This window comes from Stieleria sedimenti, from assembly GCF_025060895.1.
GTDB lineage: Bacteria > Planctomycetota > Planctomycetia > Pirellulales > Pirellulaceae > Stieleria > Stieleria sedimenti.
In genome coordinates this window covers 1-19,022 of sequence record NZ_JANZKV010000119.1, presented here as the reverse complement: position 1 = coordinate 19,022, position 19,022 = coordinate 1, and the positions used below count along the sequence as shown (strand labels likewise).

Sequence of the window (19,022 nt, the reverse complement as noted above, 5' to 3'; positions counted from 1 at the left end):
CCTGCACACCAACACTCTTGCCCGTGCCATTCGGGTCACGCACCCCAAGTTTCAAAAATTGACGACGCACTAGCTGCGGCCGGAGAACAGGGCGGCTTCTTCCAGCGTGATCATGCCTTGAAACGCTTTGCTGAGCGCACTGACACGCAGCGTTCGCATGCCTTCCTTGATCGCTTGTTTTCGGAGTGCTTCGACCGATGCATTTTCAAAGATCATGTCGCGAAGCTTGGACGAGAGCGTCAGCATTTCAAAGATCGCGACTCGGCCGCGACAGCCTGATCCGTTGCATTTGACGCAGCCCCGGCCGCGATGGAAGCTTGCTTTGGCGGCCTGTTCTTCGCTGATGCCGAGCGATTTGAGTTGGGCGGCGGAGATCGTGACGGGGGCTCTGCAGTGTGGGCAAATTCGTCGCACGAGCCGCTGTGCGACGATGACGTTCAGACCCGCGGTGATCAAAAACGGTTCGATTTCCATGTCGCGCAGCCGCGCGATGGCCGACACGGTGTCGTTGGTGTGCAGCGTCGACAGCACCATGTGGCCGGTCATCGCTGCTTGGAATGACGTCTTGGCGGTTTCGGTGTCGCGGATTTCGCCGACCAGAATCACATCCGGGTCTTGACGCAACAGCAACCGCAGGACTTGGGCGAAGTCCATGTTCAGTTCCCGTTTGACGTTGATCTGGGTGATGCCGAACACGTCAAATTCGACCGGGTCTTCGATCGTCGAGATGTTGCGGTCCATCTGGTTCAGGCGATTGAGCGCGGAGTAGAGCGTCGTGGTTTTTCCGCTGCCGGTCGGTCCGGTGACCAGGCACATGCCGTACTGCTGTCCGGTCGCCTGGGCCATCAACTGGGCTTCTTTGGGGTTCATGCCCAGTTTGGTCAGGTCGGCTTTCAGCCCGGTCGCGTCGACGACCCGCAACACAATTTTTTCGCCGAAGCGGGTGGGGACCGATGACACCCGATAGTCGATGCTGCGATTGTCGATGACCAATTTCAATCGGCCTTCCTGGGGCCGCCGACGTTCGGCGATGTCCAATTCCGATAGGACTTTGACCCGCGAGGAGAGTTGGGGGTAATCGGCGGCGGGGCCGGCGGCGATTTGGGACAGCACGCCGTCGACCCGCATGCGGACGCGAAACGCCTGCTCGAAGGGTTCGAAGTGAATGTCCGACGCGCCCGCCTTGAAGGCTTTGGCAAAGATCGAGTCACAAAACGCAATGTTCTCACTGCCTGTTTTGTCGCTCTGCAGCTCGTCTTTCATGGAGGGCGTCGAAGCCGACACCTTCGGAGTGATTTGCGGGGGCTGGTTCATGGAGAAAAACGGGGGTCGGGTTCCGGAACGCTGCGTCTTCTGCGATTCTGTGACGATGAACGTGAACGATTTTGAACGATACGAGGGCTTGATCTTTGACTGCGACGGCACGCTGGCCGATTCGATGCCGGTGCATTACGTGGCGTGGCGTGACACGTTGATGCGGTACGCAATGGAATTCGAGGAAGACCGATTCTATTCGATGGGAGGGATGCCGAGTGCCAAGATTGTCGCCCTGTTGGCCAAAGAACGCGGTCTGCAGGTGGACGCCGAAGCGGTCGCGGCGGAAAAAGAAACGCATTTTCAGAGTTTGATCGATCAGGTCCAGCCGATGCACGCCGTTTGCCAGATCGCGGCGGCGTTTCGGGGGAAAAAACCGATGGCGGTGGCCAGTGGCAGCGGCCGAGTCGTGGTCGAAAAGCAATTGGTCGCACTGGGGATCGACCACTGGTTTCCCGTCGTCGTCACGTCCGAAGACACCGAGCGTCATAAGCCCGAGCCGGATGTTTTTCTGGAAGCGGCGCGGCGAATCGGGGTCGCTCCGGAAAACTGTGTCGTTTTTGAGGATTCTCCGCTCGGATTCCAAGCCGCCGAGGCTGCCGGGATGGATTGGGTCGATGTCCGCTAGGGCTGCAACCCTAAGATTCAATTTTAACGGAGCACTCCAGCGATTTCACACGCTACCCATCGAAAATAATACCCACGGATAGCAGCGCGAACCCACGGATGACAGGGTGCAAAAATCCGTGGGTTCGCGCTGCCATCCGTGGGCTCTGTCTTCGTTTCATCGCTCCGCAAGTTTCAGCCTGCCCCCCTTTTCCGAGGCCCCTGAACTAAAAGTTGATGGAGCGCTCGGCCGCTTCCGGCGTGCTATCCTTTGTGCATCGCTCCGTCGCCCCGGGGGAGCGGCGTTCCCTGCGCCCGGATTGACCCGTATTCACGCCTGAGCCGAGATGATTCGCCACGACGTCAATCGTTCTGAATTCTCGACGCTTGACGCGGGCAAGCTGCTGCCGGGATGCTCGCTTCCGATCTCCGTTACCGACGACGACGGTCGGGCGGTCCATGCGTTTCGCCAATTCGACCCCTTGCCGATCGATGGGCTGCCGCAAACGGCCCAGCGGTCTTTGGCCGATTCCTGGGTCGACGTCGCCCGATCGCTCAAGACGCTGCATCAGGCCGGGCTGTGCTATGGGCGGATCACGTCGACGGCGTTTCACAATCGCGGATCCGAAACCGAGCCCGCCGCCACGCTGTGGATCGATCCGTCGCGCGCGGCGCAAACCGATGCCGTCCACCACGGTGATCCCGAATCGATGTACTGGACCGCCGCGCGACTTCAATCGGGCAAGCCGCCGCAACCGGCTGACGATTGGTACGCGCTGGGAATCGTCTTGGCGGAAATCGCACTTTCGTCCGCCTCGGTGCACAAGATTTGGGAACTCAGTCGCCAGGACGGGAAGTTCGTCGAAAGTCTGATCAAAAATCTGAAACGCTCGCGGGGTGATCGGCGACTTCGCAAACTCGCAATCGCCTTGATCCGTGAAGGGGCGGCGGGCAAAGTCGATGACGCCGCGATCGGCAAACTGACGACGCGTCCCGCGGCCGGCCATCGCACCTCGGTGTTCGTCTCCGTTGCCGTCTTGTTGTTGACGCTGGTCACAGTTGGCGTGACGCTGTATCGCAACATGAATGCACAGCACGATCGACAGATTGCGATGCTGGCCGGCCAAGTTGAGGAGTTGCAGCGCCGGGCCGAAACCTTGGGAAACGCCACGCCGCAGTCGATCACTTCGCCTGTGGCCGACGCGCTGCCCGTGGCCGACGCGCTGCCCGTGGCCGTTGCGGTCCCCGAACCGGCGGTCGTGCGTCCGAATGATCGCGGACGTTGGACGACGGAGTTTGCCGATCGGTCGTTGGAACAAGCGATCGATGCGTCTGTCAATTTCCAGCCCAGTCAATGGCGCGATCGATTGATCGGGCTGCAGCAATTGCCCGGTCAAAAGCAGTGGCGGACCATTGATGAAACACTGCGTCGACTGATCCAGCGGGCGGTCGATACGCCCTGGGATGATGATGCCGTCCAAGACGCTCAAGATCGGATTTCATCGCTTGGCCGAGCCCATGCCCGATGGACCGAGTGGGCACGCAGCAATCGCAGTATCGAGGAAATCAGGACACAGCATGATCTGATGCCGTCGGGTTTGGTGAAAGAGTTTCTAGGGCAATGGCTCGCCGAGGCGCTGGAACTCCGGTCCTTCGATCTGAGGACCCGCGTGGTCAAGGTCGGGGAAGGCAATTCGTTTGTGGCACACGTCATCGGATTCGAAACGCCAGCGGATTCTGAATCGCTGGATTGGACTTGGGAGTCGACCGACGGCGGTGATGCATCGATTGCCGTGCAGATTGATGATTACCATGCCGGCCAGACGCTGTCGTATTGGCTGAAACAAGATAGTTCGATCCCCTATTGGGACCGAACGGTGATCGAGCACACGTTTGACAGCCCGCTGTTGGCCTGGCAGTTGGCCAAGGGGTTGAGATTGGAAAACAGCGAAAGCGGTTACGCCGTGCTGCTGTCGACCAACGCCCGTTTCGGGCCTCCGGTGAAGCTGGATGCGTCGTCGGTCGCGGTGGTGGAAGCGGAGAAACGGAAAGTGGTGGACCCGATGGATGATTTACCCTTCGGGCTGGAGTGATGGGGGCAGGGAAATCGGGGGCAAAACGATGGGGGCAAAACGATGGGGGCAAAACGATGGGGGCAGGGAGAAGGGGGGGGGCAGAATATTACGGGGCAGAATGATGGGAAGGCAGGATGTTGGGAGTGACGTGTAGAGGAAGCGTCAGGAATTGATTTGTGTCATTCAACCGTGCGGACTGTTTGCACACGTCGATGCGTCCATCGCTCCGCTGTCAAATCTGAAATCTGAAATCTGAAATCTGAAATCTGAAATCTGAAATCTGAAATCTGAAATCTGAAATCTGAAATCTGAAATCTGAAATCTGAAACCTGAAACCTGAAACCTGAAACCTGAAACCTGAAACCTGAAACCTGAAACCTGAAACCTGAAACCTGAAACCTGAAACCTGAAACCTGAAACCTGAAACCTGAAACCCCCGCTCACCGCTCAACTTTCGAAATCGCTTGGAGACCACACGAATGCGTTATCTGCTTTGTTTCTTGATGGCCATTGCTGCGTCGTCGTCATCGTCGGCGATCGATCCGAGTGATTGGCTGTCGTTGGGTTCGGAGAAGTCGGCGGCAGCGAAGCGGGCGAAGATCGACACGCGTGAGTTGTTGCGACGCTACCCGGTCGGCAAGTCGTGGGCCGCGTCGAAGGTGCTGCGGATTCGCGGGTTGGCGGTCAACGAGAACTGGGGCATCGAAGGCCGTACGAATGTGGTTTATACGAACCGCTATTCCAGCAAGACCCGTGTGGTGGCTAACCAGTTCGGCGACGTGACGTTTGAGATCAACGTCTTGGAAGCGTCCCAGCAGCGGATCACGAGTGAGAAACGGTTGCGCGTGGCTGACTTTAGCGAAGCGTCTCCGATTCTAAAGATCGGCTTGGAACAATTACTCGACATCACGCGGACGACGCTGCCGCCGGCCGATGTCGCCTACAAGTTGCTGATCACCTACGGGAAAGTCGATCCGAGGTACGAGCGAGCGTTGACGCGGTTGGCCGAAGTCAGCGGATTTGATGTGGAAAGATTGACGCAAATTGATGAAGCGCAACTGGTCGAGGACCCCGCGCAGTATTCCGGATGCACCTTTGAAGTGGTCTGGTCCAACGGGCTCGGCGTGACACGCGTCCGGCAAACCGATGGCCCGGTGACCGTCAAGCTCGATGACATTCGACGTTGGGCCGAAGCCGCCGATCCGCTACTGGATTACTACGTGATGGAAAACGTCGATCGTCCCGTCGGCGATACTTGGGACGTCGATGCGAAAGACGCCAGCGGCATGATGGTGCATCAGCAAGGCGGCCAGTCCGACGGTTCGCTGAAACTCAAGTACCTCCGTGATGAAACCTATGACGGACAGACCTGCCGTCAGTTGGCGATTCAACGCGGCGAACTGACGATGTCGCTCGACCAGAACGCCAAGAAGTATGACGCCCGCGTGCGGGGCATTCAGGGACGTGTGTTCTACGGAAAGAACGACTACCTGGTGATGCAGGCCAACGGGACCTGTGACATCCAGGCCAACGTCCGGAGCAAGAATCACTTGTTGTTCGGAACCAAATGGCAACGCGACGTGAAAACGGATTTTCGATACGAAGCGAAGTTGCTGGGCAAGGGACAGTGAACGGGTGAAGTCGTGAGCGGGGAACTGGGTCAAAAAATTGAGTGGTCAAAAAATGGAGGGCGAGATCGGCGAGGCGTGTCCGCATTGTGGGATCGATGGCGGGGCAGGGCAGGGGAGTTGTTCGCGATGCGGGTTCCCGATGGCCACCTACCGGGCGTTGGATGTGGCGCCGAAACAGACTGGGGCGACCGCGACTCGGCCACCGATCGAATTTCAGAATGCGGGCGCGTTGATTCGGTTGGCCGATCATGACGGGGTGATCGTTGGCCGCAGTGATCAGGCAATGGACGGGTTTGATGTCCAGGCGTTTCGCCATCGCGATCTGCAAGAGCGTCACGTGGCGTTTTTGTCCGGCGACTCCGATTCGATCTGGTTGGTCGATTTGTGTGCGGACCAGGCAAGCGTGTTTGTCGATGGTCGATCAACGCGTCTGTGTCCGTTGGTCGACGGCGCGGTGGTTCAAATCGGTCCGCTGGCGTGGAGGTTCAACCAGACCAAACGCATTTTGGCACCGGTCACGCCGATCGCCGGGTTCGATCTCGCCGTGGATGCGGAAGTCGAAGGCCGTTTGACGGCGACCAAGTTGCACCTGGCGCGTGGCCAGATGACGGCGTTGGTCGGTCCCAGCGGTTGCGGCAAGTCGACGTTGTTGGAAACCATTCGCGACGGCAGCGGATTGGCCGATGATGTCGAAACGGGCGGACGTGTGTTCTTTGTTCCGCAGCGTGATTTGGTGCACCAAGATTTAAGGCTCGGCGATGCGTTGCAGGCGATCGCGGGTTTCTATCAACGCGATCTGCTGCCGTTTGAGATCGATGCGGCGCTTGATTCGGTGGGGCTACCGACGTCGGCCAAGGAGAAGTTTCCGGCGGAACTCAGTGGCGGACAGTTGCGACGGTTTCGAATCGCCGGTGCGTTGTTGTCCGGAGCCGGCGTGATCGTGCTGGACGAGCCCGACAGCGGACTGGATCACGAAACAGCCGGCGAAGTGATTGCGCTGTTGCACTCGTTGGCCGTCCGTGGGGCGACCATTGTCGCCGTGACCCACCACCGACATGTGCTGCAGTCGTTTGATCGCGTGATCACGATGCGGCCGACGCCGGAGGGAGGTGTGGTCGAAGATGCCGGTGACGCGTTGCCGGCGGCGGAGCAGTCGGGATCGACGGACGACGACGATGATGTTCCGTCCGCCCTGTACCGCGTTGCAAATCGGATGGCGATTCTGCTTCGTCGCGAACGCCAAAAACTGACTTCGCCCAACTTGTCGCGTCTCGCTCTGGGGCCGATCCGCATCCCGCACGTCGTGATCGGCGTGCTGTTGGTTCCGGTCTTGTTTGCCGTGGCGATCGCGATCAGCGTGCCGACGGATCCCGATCGGGACGTCGCCGATGGGCTGTATGGCGAAATGGCACCGATCAACCGATTGGGGTTCCTGGCGGTGGTGTCGGTGATTTGGATGTCGGCCAGCGGCAGCCATCTGTCGATCACCCGCGATCGAGAGCTTTACGACTACGAACGTTCCTACGGTGTGACCTGGGGGCAAGTGCTGGCGGCCAAGTCGGTAGTGCTTTCGTTTGCCGGGTTCTTGCAGACCCTGGTGTTTGCGGGATTGTTGTACATGATCCGTGACCGTTGGCTGGCGCGTTCGTTTTTTGTCGACGAGCGGGTGACGCAGCTGCCCGGGGTCGTCGTCTGTTTGTTGGGCGTCTCGGTCGCCGCGACGATGCTCGGATTGCTGATCTCGGCGGCGGCCGGGCGGGCGCCGTTGGTGGCCGCCGCGATCTTGCCGGTCGTGATGATGTTTCAGATCCTGTTTAGCGCGCCGTTTGCGATTTCGGATCCCGACGGCTACGAGCCGCTGGCCGACTATGATTCCTTGACGGTGTTTCCGGCTGAATCGGACGACGATGAAGTCGGTGACGAGGAGGATTGGGAAGACGAGTGGGAGGACGATTGGGTGGAAGAACAACGACCGCTGTGGGCCACGTCTCTTTTTTCGTATGCGACGCTGTCCCGGTACGGTGACCAGTGTTTGCGTTCGTTTGCGGTGACGACCGAGCCACCCGAGCGGGCAGGCGGGGTCCAGTGGACATCGGCCGCCGCGCTGGCGTTGATCTCCGGGCTGTGTTTTGTGGCGTCGTGGATCGTGCTGTGGATGCAGTCGACGCGGCTGGGGATTCGTCGCGTCCGTGCTGCGGCGATGCTGGTTGCCGGCCTGGTGCTGGCCGTCATCCCGAACGCCGCGTCCTGCCAGCAGCCCATCCCGCAACCCGACCAGCCGGCGTCGAGCACGATTCGATTGCCGTTGGTCGACGGGCGTTATGACGAAACCAAGTTGCGCCGCACCTTGGGCGGACGAGCCGGTGATGCTCCGCGGTGGAGGGAGCTCGGCAATCAAGATCGCATCGGGTTGGTGGCCTTGGAGCTGGTCGGCAAGATCGAGTTCACGCTCAACGACCGCGAGTTGGTGATCGAGTTGAAACAGACGCCCAAGTGGGAACTGATGAAACAATTGGCGCCGCCGCGGCTGATCGGGCGGGAGGACGTCGGCGATTCGGACGACGTCGTGGTGTTTGTGCACGGATTGGAGGGCAGCGAGTCCACGTTTGATCGTGCGGCTGATGCGTTGGCCGAGCGTGAGATCGTGTCGATGCGGTTTGAGTACCCCAACGACGGGCCTCCCGGTGAGATCGGCAGTCGGCTGGCCGAGCAGCTCGTCGAATTCGGGCGGGACCATCCTGGCGTGCGGGTCCATTTGGTGGCTCATTCGCTCGGCGGTCTGGTGTCGACTTGGGCGGTCACCGAGCCTGACTTCCCGTCGCGAATCGTCCCCCACGTGGTGACGCTGGGGACTCCGTTTCGCGGCTCGGCCCTGGCGGCGTTTCATGACGAGCTGGAACTGTTCGACGTGGCGTTTCGGTTGATCACCGGGACTCCGGGGGCGCTCAACACGATCGCCGACGGGCGCGGGGAGGCGGCCGAGGCGTTGGATCCGCAGAGCGAATTTTTGCTGCGTTTGCATCGCCGGGACCGGCCGGCGGGGATTCGGTTCCACTTGGCGGCGGGGACGAAGAGTTTTCTGACCGCGTCGCGGCGTGAGCGTTTGGCGGCCAGTCTGCCCGCTGAACTGGCCCGGCTGGCGGTTTCTCCGGCCTATGCCGCCCGCGTCGAGGCGTTGATGAAGGCGGAGGAGCTGTTTGAGGGATTGGGTGATGGTGCGGTGACGGTGGAGAGTGCGTTGGGGTTGCCGAATCCGGCGAGCAGGAAGACTTTTTCGCTGACTCACACCGGTTTGGTGTCCGCGGACGATCCACTAGAGTGGGTGTTGGCGGTCACCGGGTTGGCCGAACCGGAGAAACCGCTGGCAAAGTAGGGGCTTTCTCCATTTACAAAATGGCACTGCCCCTCGTACACTGCCGGGCTTTCCCGCGCCCGCTATCGGTGCGCCCGTTGGGTGCTTCGGAGGGTGCCTGATGCTTTTTACACTCGTAATTTTCCTGTTTCAGCGTGTTTGATTCCCTTTCAGACGGATTGCAATCGGCATTTAAGAGCTTGCGTGGCAAAGGCAAGCTGTCCGAGGGCAATATGCGCGAGGGGTTGGAGATCGTTCAGCGGTCTCTGTTGGAAGCGGATGTCAGTTATCCGGTCGTGCAGGAGTTCATGGGGCACGTGACCGAGCGGGCGCTCGGCAAAAAGGTGCTGCTGAGCCTGCGACCGGAACAAGAACTGGTGCGAATCGTCCACGACGAGCTGGTTTCGATTTTGGGACCGGTCGACCCGTCGATCCATCTGAAGAAAGATGGCGCGACGATCATCATGTTGTGCGGCTTGCAGGGGAGCGGAAAGACGACGACCTGCGGCAAGTTGGCGCAGTTGTTGATCGAGCAAAAGATCAAGCCGACGCTGGTGGCCGCTGACCTGCAGCGGCCGGCGGCGATCGAGCAATTGAAGGTGATCGGCGAGCAATTGGGCGTGCCGGTCTACAGCGAGCCGGACAACAAGAATCCCGTCCAGGTCTGCAAGAACGGCGTCGCCAAGGCCGAAACGGACGGTTCGCGGGTCGTGATTTTGGACACCGCCGGGCGTCTGGCCATCGACGAGGAGTTGATGGCGGAATTGGCGCGGATCGACAAAAAGGTCGCCCCGGATCAGGTTTACCTGGTGGTCGACGGGATGACCGGCCAGGATGCCGTCAACAGTGCCGACGCGTTCAACAAGTCGCTCGAGCTGGACGGGGTGGTGATGACCAAGTTGGACGGCGACGCCCGCGGCGGGGCGTTGTTGTCGGTCAAGCACGTCACCGGCGTCCCGATCAAATTCATCGGAACCGGCGAGCATTTTGACGCACTGGAGCCGTTTCGTCCCGAGGGGATGGCCGGCCGAATCTTGCAGATGGGCGACATCGTGGCCGCCGCCGCGGAAGCCCATCGGATCGTCGACGAGAAGGAACGCGAGGAGTTGGAGGCCAAAATGGCCTCTGGCGACTTCACGTTGGACGATTTTAAGAACATGATGGAGAAAGTCAGCAAGCCTGGCTTGATGGGCCGAATGATGGGCTTGATGCCCGGCATGGGGCAGTTCAAGGAAGCTTTGGAAAGCGAAGAGGCGGCCGGGGGCATTCGGCAGACGATCGGCGCGATCAATGCCATGACCGCGGAAGAACGCCGGAATCCCAAGCTCATCGACGCCTCGCGTCGGACGCGGATTGCCAAGGGTGCCGGCGTGCAAACGCCGGTGATCAGCCAGTTGGTCAAGCAGTTCGACATCATGAAACCGTTGATGCAGGGCATGGCCGGCGGCTCGATGATGGATCGGGCCAAGATGATGCAGCAGTTGCAGGGGGCGATGGCCAGTGGCAATGGCAGCCTGGACGGCATGCGTGTCAAAAAAGGTACCGGCAAGCGATTGTCAAACGCCGAACGCGCCAAGTTGCGAAAGCAACGTGACAAGTTGAAGCGTCAAAAGCGACGAAACAAGAGATAGCAGTTCACCAACACAATTTGTTTTTTCCTGGAGTGAGTTTGAAATGTCAGTTCGAATCCGTCTGAAAAAGATGGGTCGCACCCACCGACCTTTCTTCCGAGTCTGCGCAATGGACCAACGGTCGCCGCGCGACGGTCGGGTGATCGAAGAGTTGGGGTATTACGACCCGATGTGCCCCGAAACCGACGCCCGCGTTCAACTCAAGAGCGATCGCGTCGACCACTGGTTGAGCGTCGGCGCGCAGCCGAGTGAAAAGGTCGCCGTGCTGATCAAGAAGTACGGCACCGACGGGACGCACCTGGAGGCTCAAAAAGAAGCGCTCGCGCGACTCGGCAAGCGAAAAGAATACACCCCGGCACCCGCCGAAGCACCCAAGCCGTTGGCCAAAGAAGAACCCGCCGCTGAAGAAGCGCCAGCCGAAGAAGCTGCCGCCGAAGGTGAGTCGGTTGCCGAAGCCGAAGCGACCGCCGAGTGATTCCGGATTGCTGATTCGTCCGCGTTTCATCGGTCACCTGTTCAACGGTAATTTGGATCCCGGGAGAGACACGAGTGCGATTTGACATCGTCACGCTGTTCCCGGCGATCTTCGACGGCTACCTGACGCAAAGTCTGTTGGAAAAAGCGATCGCCAAAGGGCTGGTCGAAATTCACCGACATGACCTGCGTGACTGGGCCGCCGACACGCCGCACCGGAAAGTGGATGATCGGCCCTTCGGGGGAGGCCCGGGCATGCTGTTGCAAGTCGATGTCACGGTGCCTTGTGTGGAAGACATCGAGCGGATGGCGGAAACTCCGTCGCGAAAGATCATGCTGACGCCGCAAGGCGAGCGATTTGACCAACGCATGGCGGAGGACTTGGCACTCAGCGACCGAGTCCTGTTGCTGTGCGGGCGTTACGAAGGGTTCGACCAACGAGTGGTCGACATATTAGAACCAGAGGAAGTCAGTGTCGGCGATTTCGTCTTGAACGGAGGCGAGGTCGCGGCGATGACGATCATCGACGGCGTCGTGCGGTTGCTGCCCGGCGTGTTGGGTGATCAAAACAGTCATGTGGACGATTCCTTCAGCCGCGGAAATCGGTTGTTGGAGTTTCCGCAGTACACGCGACCGCGAGACTTTCGAGGGCACCACGTGCCCGAAGTCTTACTCGGCGGCAACCACGAAGCGATCGCCGCGTGGCGGGCCGAGCAAAGTCGAATCAGAACGAAACAACGTCGAGCGGATTTGCTCGATGAAGAAGAGTAGACAGCACCAGACAACCGGATTCGCCAGTTTCCGGGAACTTGAATTCCACGCCCGAAGTCTGGCGACTTCGGCGATCAGTCAGACGAAGAGAGTAGTACGATGAGCCAAGCCATTCTGGACAAGGTCGAGCAGACCGCGATCAAAGAGAACCCGCCGCAGTTCGAAATCGGCGACACCGTTGACGTTCACTTGCGAATTCTGGAAGGCAACAAGGAGCGGATCCAGGTCTTCACCGGTGTCGTGATCGCCCTCTCCGGCAGCGGATCCAAAGAGATGTTTACCGTCCGACGGATCGTCTCCGGTGAGGGTGTGGAGCGAAAGTTCCCGCTGCACAGCCCCCGGATCGAGAAGGTCGAAGTCAAGCGGAGCGGTGTCGTGCGTCGCGCGAAACTGTACTTCTTGCGTGGCCGAGTCGGCAAAGCCGTGCGTCTGAAAGAACGCCGCCGATCGTAGACCGCTCGTCAACATGGTGCAGGCATGCGTGTTGGTGTGCAAGCTTTAGCCGCCCACGGTCGCTGCGTCGCAGCGACCCGGAATCGCCTAAAGGCTAGACACCAACGGTTCACGACATGGCGACAACCGTAGGGCATGCTGTGCATGCCAACGCGTCGTCAGGCACAGCCTGACCTACGAACCTGACTGCGGATTTTTCGCTGTACCCAATCGGGAGCAGCGAACGTGGGATAGGCTTCCAGCCTGTCATTTCAGGGTCGACAGACCGGAAGTCCATCCCGCTCGTGTTTGCCCATGAGACGTCCAACGCCCCCGCGTTTCATCCGGCAGCTTCTGGATCGTTATTCCCAGTGGCGTTACGGGCGAGTCGATCCCGATGCTCCGATCGGCCGACAGGGCGAGCAGGTGGCGGCACGGTTGCTGCGCCAAAAGGGATTCGTGGTGGTCGCCGAAAGTGAATCTGACCGTGGCGGCGAAATCGATTTGATTGCCGCCGACAAGAAGTCCCGCACGGTGATCTTCGTCGAAGTCAAGACGCTGCAAACGACTCGCCCGGGCCATCCGGCGGATCGGGTTGATGAAAACAAGCAGGCGCGGATCACCCGGGCGGCGCTGCGATTTCTCAAGCGTCGCAAACTGCTCGGCGCGTCTTGCCGTTTCGACGTGATCGCGATCTGGTGGCCCAGGGGCGAACCGATGCCGGTCAAGATCGAGCATTACGAACACGCGTTCGAAGCCGCCGGTGATTTCCAAATGTGGGCCTGAAGCGGGTGAGTCCGCGTGGGACATGAAATCGATCGAGGCAGGTTCGAATGGCACGGGCTGAAGCAACCGTTGGTGTCCAGCCTTAGGCGTTCCCATTCGCTGCGGAGCAGCGACACCGGGCGGCTGAAGCCTGCACACCAACACGGATGCCCGCGGTGCCAAGATTTTCAATCGCGACGCGAATTCGATGCAAACGGTCTTGCCCGGGTCGTCGATCAACTAGACTTGGAAGGGCGTTGGTCAGATTCTGCCTCCCACCCCACAGTCGAATGAAGATGCTTCTCAAAATGCTGGTCGTGATTGGCGTTTTGGCTGGCATTGGTACAGTCGGATACAAACCGGCGCGGACGTATTGGGAAGAACGTCATCGGGTGAAGTGGGAAACCGCGCCGATCGTCCGCGGAGACGTGACACGTTATGTCAACTCCACCGGCTCGGTCCGTCCGGTCCGATCGGTCGTGGTCGGTTCGGTGGTCTCGGGGCCGATCGAGGAGTTGAATGTTGATTTCAACGACGAGGTCAAGAAGGGGGATGTGCTGGCGACGATCGATCCGCGGCTCTTCAAAGCCGACGTCGCCAGGGACGAAGCAACCTTGGCCACGAGAAAGGCGGAACTGGAACGGATCGAAGCGGAGCTGGTCCAGGCCAACAACAGCTACGAACGGGGGCAGAAGTTGTACACCAAGAAAGTCGGATTCCTCTCCGATAGCGAAATGGACGCGTTGGTGTTCGAAGTGAAGTCGCTGGAAGCTCAGTTGAAAGTCGCGTACGCGATGATTGAGCAGGCCGAGGCATCGTTGGAAAATTCGCGTGCGAACTTGAATTACTGTGAAATCACGGCTCCGGTCGACGGCGTGATCATCGACCGCAAAATCGATCCCGGCCAAACGCTTGCGGCTTCGTTTCAGACGCCGGAACTGTTTATTGTCGCCCCTGATCTACGTGACAAGGTTCACGTGTTCGCCTCCGTCGACGAAGCGGACATCGGACTGGTCCAAAAGGCTCAAGCTGAATCAAGGCCGGTGACCTTCACCGTCGACGCCCATCCCGATGAGTTGTTCAGCGGTGAAATCGAACAGATTCGCGTCAGCAGCGTCGCCAATCAGAACGTGGTCACCTATCCCGTCGTCATTGTGACCAGCAATCCCGACTTGAAACTGTTGCCGGGAATGACAGCGAGCATCTCATTCGAAGTCGATTCGATCAGCGACGTGCCTAAATTGCCCAACGCCGCACTCCGTTTCTTTCCTGAAGATGTCCAGTGGGTGCATGAGTCCGATCGGCATCTGATTGATGGGTCGATGTGGAGCACGAAACGAGATCGGGATGACGAAGAGCGGCAGCTGTCGGCCACGGAGAAAGCGGAGAAGCGAAGGGTGCGGAACAAGCGTCACGTCTGGGTCGTCGATGGAAAGTGGTTGCGCGCGGTGGAGATCGAAACCGGTTTGAGCGAAAGCGGATTCACCGAGCTGAAGTCGGGATCGCTTTCGATCGGTGATCTGTTGGTGACCGGCGAGGAAGTGAAAAAGTAATTCCCCCATGTCTTTCTTCGATACCATTCGGATCGCACTGAGGGCCTTGTTGAAAAACAAGATGCGCGCGGTGTTGACGATCATCGGCGTGGTGATCGGGATCGCCGCGGTGACCACGATCGTGTCGATCGGTCAGGGCGCAAATCGTCTGGTGCAAGGTGAGTTGCAGAATCTCGGCACCAACGTGATCTTTGTGATTCCGGGGCAAACCACCGACGGTGGCGTTCGCCAGAACGATGCGCCTTCGTTGACCGCCGCGGATGCCGAAGCGATCCGCATGGAATGCCCGGCGGTCTTGGCTGCGTCACCGCTGGTGTTCACCGGCGGGCAGGTCATCTACGGCAATGAGAACTGGAGCCCCAAGGAGATGTTGGGCGTCGGCACGGACTTTCTGTTGGTCCGCAATTGGGGGCTTCAGGCCGGATCGTTTTTCAGCGAAGCCGACGTCGAGTCCAAGGCCAAGGTGTGCGTGATCGGTCAAACGTTGATTCCGAAGTTGTTTCGCACCACCAATCCAATTGGCGAGACGCTGCGCGTCAACAATGTGCCCATGCGTGTGATCGGAGTCCTGTCCAAGAAAGGGGCCAACATGGTCGGTGATGACCAGGACAATCTGTTGTTGATGCCGCAGACGACGGTGCGAAAGCGGTTGCTCGGGTCACCGATGGACAACATCCACGCGATCATGGTTTCGGCGCGCAGCACCAACCAGATGAGCGCCGCGACGCGGCAGATTCGCAACCTGTTGCTCGAGCGACATGACATCGCGCCTGGGGAGGAAGACGACTTCGACATCACGGATATGGAAGAGGTTGCCGGAACGTTGGGGATGATCACCGGGACGCTGACGCTGATGCTGTCGGCGATCGCGGGGATTTCGTTGGTCGTCGGGGGCGTCGGGATCATGAACATCATGTTGGTCTCGGTGACCGAACGGACGCGTGAGATCGGCATCCGGATGGCGCTCGGGGCACGGGGACGCGATATCTTGTGGCAGTTCCTGATCGAGTCGGTGGTGCTCTCGAGCATCGGCGGGGTGATCGGATTGGCGCTCGGAACGGGCATGTCGATGGCCGCGACGATGTTGATCAACGCCTACAAACCGGGAACGCAATGGCCGATGGTGGTGTCGTTTCCCGCCGCGCTGGTCGCGATGGGATTTGCCGCAGCCGTCGGCGTGTTTTTCGGTTTCTATCCCGCTCGGCGGGCCAGCAAGTTGGACCCGATCGACGCGCTCAGGTACGAGTAATCCATCGTGGCATTGATCGAGCTTCGAGATGTCCGACGCGTCTACGACTTGGGCGAAGTCCAAGTGCACGCGCTCCGCACGGTCAGTTTGGAGATCCAGCGGGGAGAATACATCGCGTTGGTCGGTCCATCGGGCAGCGGCAAGTCGACGTTGATGAACACACTCGGTTGTTTGGACCGGCCGACGTACGGCAGCTACTTGCTCGACGGCCAGGAGATCGTTTCGATGAATCGCGACCAGCGGGCCCGGATTCGAAACAAGCAACTCGGTTTCGTGTTCCAGAACTTTAATCTGCTCAATCGGACGTCGGCGTTGGAGAACGTCGAGTTGCCGCTGATGTACGGGCCGCGTCTGTCCGCCCGCCAGCGACATGATCGGGCGCGTGAGGTCTTGGATCAGGTCGGGTTGGGAGACCGCTACCATCATCATCCCAGCCAGCTCTCCGGCGGTCAGCAACAACGCGTGGCGATCGCCAGGGCGCTCGTCAACCGCCCGTCGATCTTGATGGGAGATGAACCGACCGGTAATCTGGACTCCCAAACCAGCCGCGAAGTGATCGCGTTGTTCCAAGAGCTGAATGAAACACAAAAGATCACGGTGATTCTGGTCACGCACGACCCCAACATCGCGCGTAATTCCAAGCGGACGATCGTGCTCCGCGACGGCGAGGTCGTCGAAGACACGACCGATTTTGCCAAAGCCAAAGCGGCCCTCGATGCCGAGGGGGACCCGTAGCGAGGATTGCGGCTTCCTGTCTGGCCATCATTCTGCCCCGTATCGTTCTGCCATCTCTCTTTTCCGGTACGGCAAATTGGCAGAATGATTGGGAGCAGAATGATATTGTTTGGACGAGCGGTTAAACTGGCTTGCCGTACGCTATTCCGTTGTCTCTCAATCCATGCATTCGATGTTACGTTCCCTTGCCACGTCGCTCGCGTTTTTCGCCGTCCTGTTTGTCTCCACGGCCAGCGCCGAATCCAAGCCCAATGTGATCTTTATCCTGCTCGACGACATGGGCTGGGGGGACTTCGGGGTGTTGCATCAAAATGATTCGACGCATACGAAACGTCATCACACGCCGATGTTGGATCGGATGGCCGCCGAAGGGATGCAGTTGCGTGACCATTATTGTCCGGCGCCGGTTTGTGCCCCGAGTCGTTCGTCACTGTTGACGGGGGTGCATCAAGGCCATGCGGTGGTGCGAGACAATCAGTTTGACAAGGCGCTCGAAGACAATCACACGCTTGCGACGGTGATGAAGGCGGCAGGGTACAAGACCTGGTTGGTCGGCAAGTATGGGTTGCAGGGTGCAACCAACGGCCAGGACGACGATTGGACTCCGGCCGATTGGCCCGCTTACCCGACCAAGCGTGGATTCGATGAGTTCTACGGCTATGTCCGCCACCGCGACGGTCACGTTCATTATCCGGCGGAAAACTGGGACCTGGGCGACAACGAATTGCATCGCACGCCCAAACAGATTTGGCACAACGATCAGGAGGTCAGCAAGGATTTGGCCAAGTGCTACACGACGGACCTGTTCGCCGCCCGCAGTAAAGATTGGATCGCCAAGCATGTGCAAAGTGGTTCCACAGAGCCGTTCTTTTTGTACCTCGCCTACGACACGCCACACGCGGCGCTTCAATTGCCATCGGTTGCGTTCCCCCAAGGTTACGGTTTAGACGGTGGCTTGCAGTGGCTCGGCAAGCCGGGGGCGATGATCAACACGGCGGTCGGGACGGTGGACGGGTATCGGCATCCCGACTACACAGGCAAGGGCTGGTCGGACGTCGAAGAACGTTTTGCGACGATGGTCCGCCGTATCGATCATAGCATCGGCGACTTGTTGCAGACGTTGCGTGATCTCTCGATCGACAAGAACACGCTGGTCGTCGTCAGTTGCGACAACGGTCCCCACCACGAGTCGTATTTGCGCGATGCGCAAGACAACCGCGTCAACTACACGCCACAGTCCTTTCAGTCTTATGGTCCCTTTGACGGAACCAAACGGGACGTCTGGGAGGGTGGGATTCGTGTCGGCACGCTGGCGTGGTGGCCCGGGCAGGTGGCACCCGGATCGATCGATCGTTCAGCCTCTCAGTTCCACGATTGGATGCCGACGTTCGCGCGTGCCGGTGGGATCGCACCGCCGGCACGAACGGATGGGGTCTCGTTGTTGCCGCTGCTGACAGGCAAGGGGACGCAGCGCCAAGGGCAGGTTTACATCGAGTATTTCAACGGCGGCAGGACACCGACGTACGACGATTTTGATGCGTCGAAACGAAACCAACGACGCCGGCAAATGCAGGTGGTGTTTGTCGACGGCTACAAGGGCGTGCGAGTCGACATCCAGGTTCACAGCCAGCCGTTTGCGATTTATGATCTGAAGAACGATCCCAAAGAGCTTCACGATCTGGCGGGCACGGGCGACAGATTCGCCGAGTTGCAAAAGAAGATGCATGACCGTGTGCTGCAGCTGCGCCGGGCCAATCCGTCGGCACCGCGGCCGTATGACGATGTGGCGATCCCGGCGGTGAACGTGAGCCAGCAGGAAGGTTGGGCGTATGACATTTACCGCGGGCCGTTTCCGTACGTGCCCGATGTCGACGACCTGCATCCGATCCGGACGGGGCGATCGGATGATCTGTCCGTTGAAGATGCCGAGGGAGCGGTTCGGTTCCGTGGCGTGTTTGTCGCCCCCGAAACAGGACTTTACCAAGTCAAACTTTCGACCAAGTCACCAACCTTTGCCCGCATTCATGACGCGGAGTTGATCGATGCTGATTTCGGCTTCGATCCCGGTGAAACCTATTCGACCGAGATTCGACTCGAGCAAGGCATGCATCCGGTGACCGTCACGACGCTGGCTGATGGCGACGTGACGATCGGTTTGCAGTGGAAACGGAAGTGATCCGGTTGCCCGCCGAGGGAGGGCAGAAAAAAAGGGGGCGGGTGCGAATGGCGCGGGCGTAAGCAATAAGGGGTTCGGCAACCGTTGGTGTTTAGCCTTTAGGCGATTCCCTGTCGCTGCTACGCAGCGACAGTGGGCGGCTCAAGCCCAATACCGCTAAGTTAACATGAATGAGGGGGCCCGGACGCTGGCGCGAACCGGCTGATGTCAAACGAATATCAGCCGTTTGGCGCGAGCCTACGGGCCCTCATCTGAAGA

The 19,022-nt window shown here is 59.5% G+C and carries 14 protein-coding genes; 13 read left to right on the top strand and 1 reads right to left on the bottom strand.

The features are described 5' to 3' along the window. Nucleotides 1–69: 69 nt before the first annotated feature. Nucleotides 70–1,314: a GspE/PulE family protein gene (locus tag NZK35_RS16285; protein WP_259633590.1), complete on the bottom strand. Its 1,245-nt coding sequence runs from the start codon at nt 1,312–1,314 to the stop codon at nt 70–72. Between the two features lie 55 nt (nt 1,315–1,369). On the opposite strand from NZK35_RS16285, the gene NZK35_RS16280 reads away from it, so the two are divergent. The 13 genes from NZK35_RS16280 (at nt 1,370) to NZK35_RS16220 (ending at nt 18,764) form a co-directional block, all read left to right on the top strand. Next, nucleotides 1,370–1,942: an HAD family hydrolase gene (locus tag NZK35_RS16280; RefSeq protein ID WP_259633589.1), complete on the top strand. Its 573-nt coding sequence runs from the start codon at nt 1,370–1,372 to the stop codon at nt 1,940–1,942. A 325-nt stretch (nt 1,943–2,267) separates the two neighbouring features. Then, complete coding sequence (locus tag NZK35_RS16275) at nt 2,268–4,013, top strand: hypothetical protein (protein ID WP_259633588.1); 1,746 nt, start codon at nt 2,268–2,270, stop codon at nt 4,011–4,013. A 461-nt stretch (nt 4,014–4,474) separates the two neighbouring features. Then, nucleotides 4,475–5,626, top strand: a complete 1,152-nt coding sequence (locus NZK35_RS16270; RefSeq protein ID WP_259633587.1) for a hypothetical protein — start codon at nt 4,475–4,477, stop codon at nt 5,624–5,626. A 139-nt stretch (nt 5,627–5,765) separates the two neighbouring features. Continuing rightward, a complete protein-coding gene (locus NZK35_RS16265) occupies nt 5,766–8,999 on the top strand; it encodes an ATP-binding cassette domain-containing protein (protein ID WP_259633586.1) in 3,234 nt (1,077 codons plus the stop codon). Nucleotides 9,000–9,133: 134 nt separating this feature from the next. Next, nucleotides 9,134–10,609 (top strand): signal recognition particle protein, encoded by a 1,476-nt coding sequence (ffh, locus tag NZK35_RS16260; protein ID WP_259633585.1) that lies wholly within the window; start codon nt 9,134–9,136, stop codon nt 10,607–10,609. 109 nt (nt 10,610–10,718) lie between these two features. Next, nucleotides 10,719–11,084, top strand: a complete 366-nt coding sequence (gene rpsP, locus NZK35_RS16255) for a 30S ribosomal protein S16 (RefSeq protein ID WP_407699800.1) — start codon at nt 10,719–10,721, stop codon at nt 11,082–11,084. Nucleotides 11,085–11,158: 74 nt separating this feature from the next. Next, nucleotides 11,159–11,854 carry a tRNA (guanosine(37)-N1)-methyltransferase TrmD gene (gene trmD, locus NZK35_RS16250; protein ID WP_145219954.1) on the top strand — a complete coding sequence of 232 codons (696 nt, stop codon included), beginning with the start codon at nt 11,159–11,161 and terminating at the stop codon, nt 11,852–11,854. Between the two features lie 99 nt (nt 11,855–11,953). Beyond that, a complete protein-coding gene (rplS, locus tag NZK35_RS16245) occupies nt 11,954–12,307 on the top strand; it encodes a 50S ribosomal protein L19 (RefSeq protein WP_095737647.1) in 354 nt (117 codons plus the stop codon). 294 nt (nt 12,308–12,601) lie between these two features. Next, nucleotides 12,602–13,072 (top strand): YraN family protein, encoded by a 471-nt coding sequence (locus NZK35_RS16240; protein ID WP_259633583.1) that lies wholly within the window; start codon nt 12,602–12,604, stop codon nt 13,070–13,072. Nucleotides 13,073–13,347: 275 nt separating this feature from the next. Beyond that, on the top strand, nt 13,348–14,604 hold the full coding sequence (locus NZK35_RS16235; protein ID WP_259633582.1) for an efflux RND transporter periplasmic adaptor subunit: 1,257 nt from the start codon (nt 13,348–13,350) through the stop codon (nt 14,602–14,604). Nucleotides 14,605–14,611: 7 nt separating this feature from the next. After that, nucleotides 14,612–15,853, top strand: a complete 1,242-nt coding sequence (locus NZK35_RS16230; protein ID WP_259633581.1) for an ABC transporter permease — start codon at nt 14,612–14,614, stop codon at nt 15,851–15,853. A gap of 6 nt (nt 15,854–15,859) precedes the next feature. Further along, nucleotides 15,860–16,588: an ABC transporter ATP-binding protein gene (locus NZK35_RS16225; RefSeq protein ID WP_259633580.1), complete on the top strand. Its 729-nt coding sequence runs from the start codon at nt 15,860–15,862 to the stop codon at nt 16,586–16,588. A gap of 172 nt (nt 16,589–16,760) precedes the next feature. Then, entirely contained in the window at nt 16,761–18,764 is a 2,004-nt protein-coding gene (locus tag NZK35_RS16220) for a sulfatase-like hydrolase/transferase (protein ID WP_259633579.1), read from the top strand. The last annotated feature ends 258 nt before the right edge of the window (nt 18,765–19,022 follow it).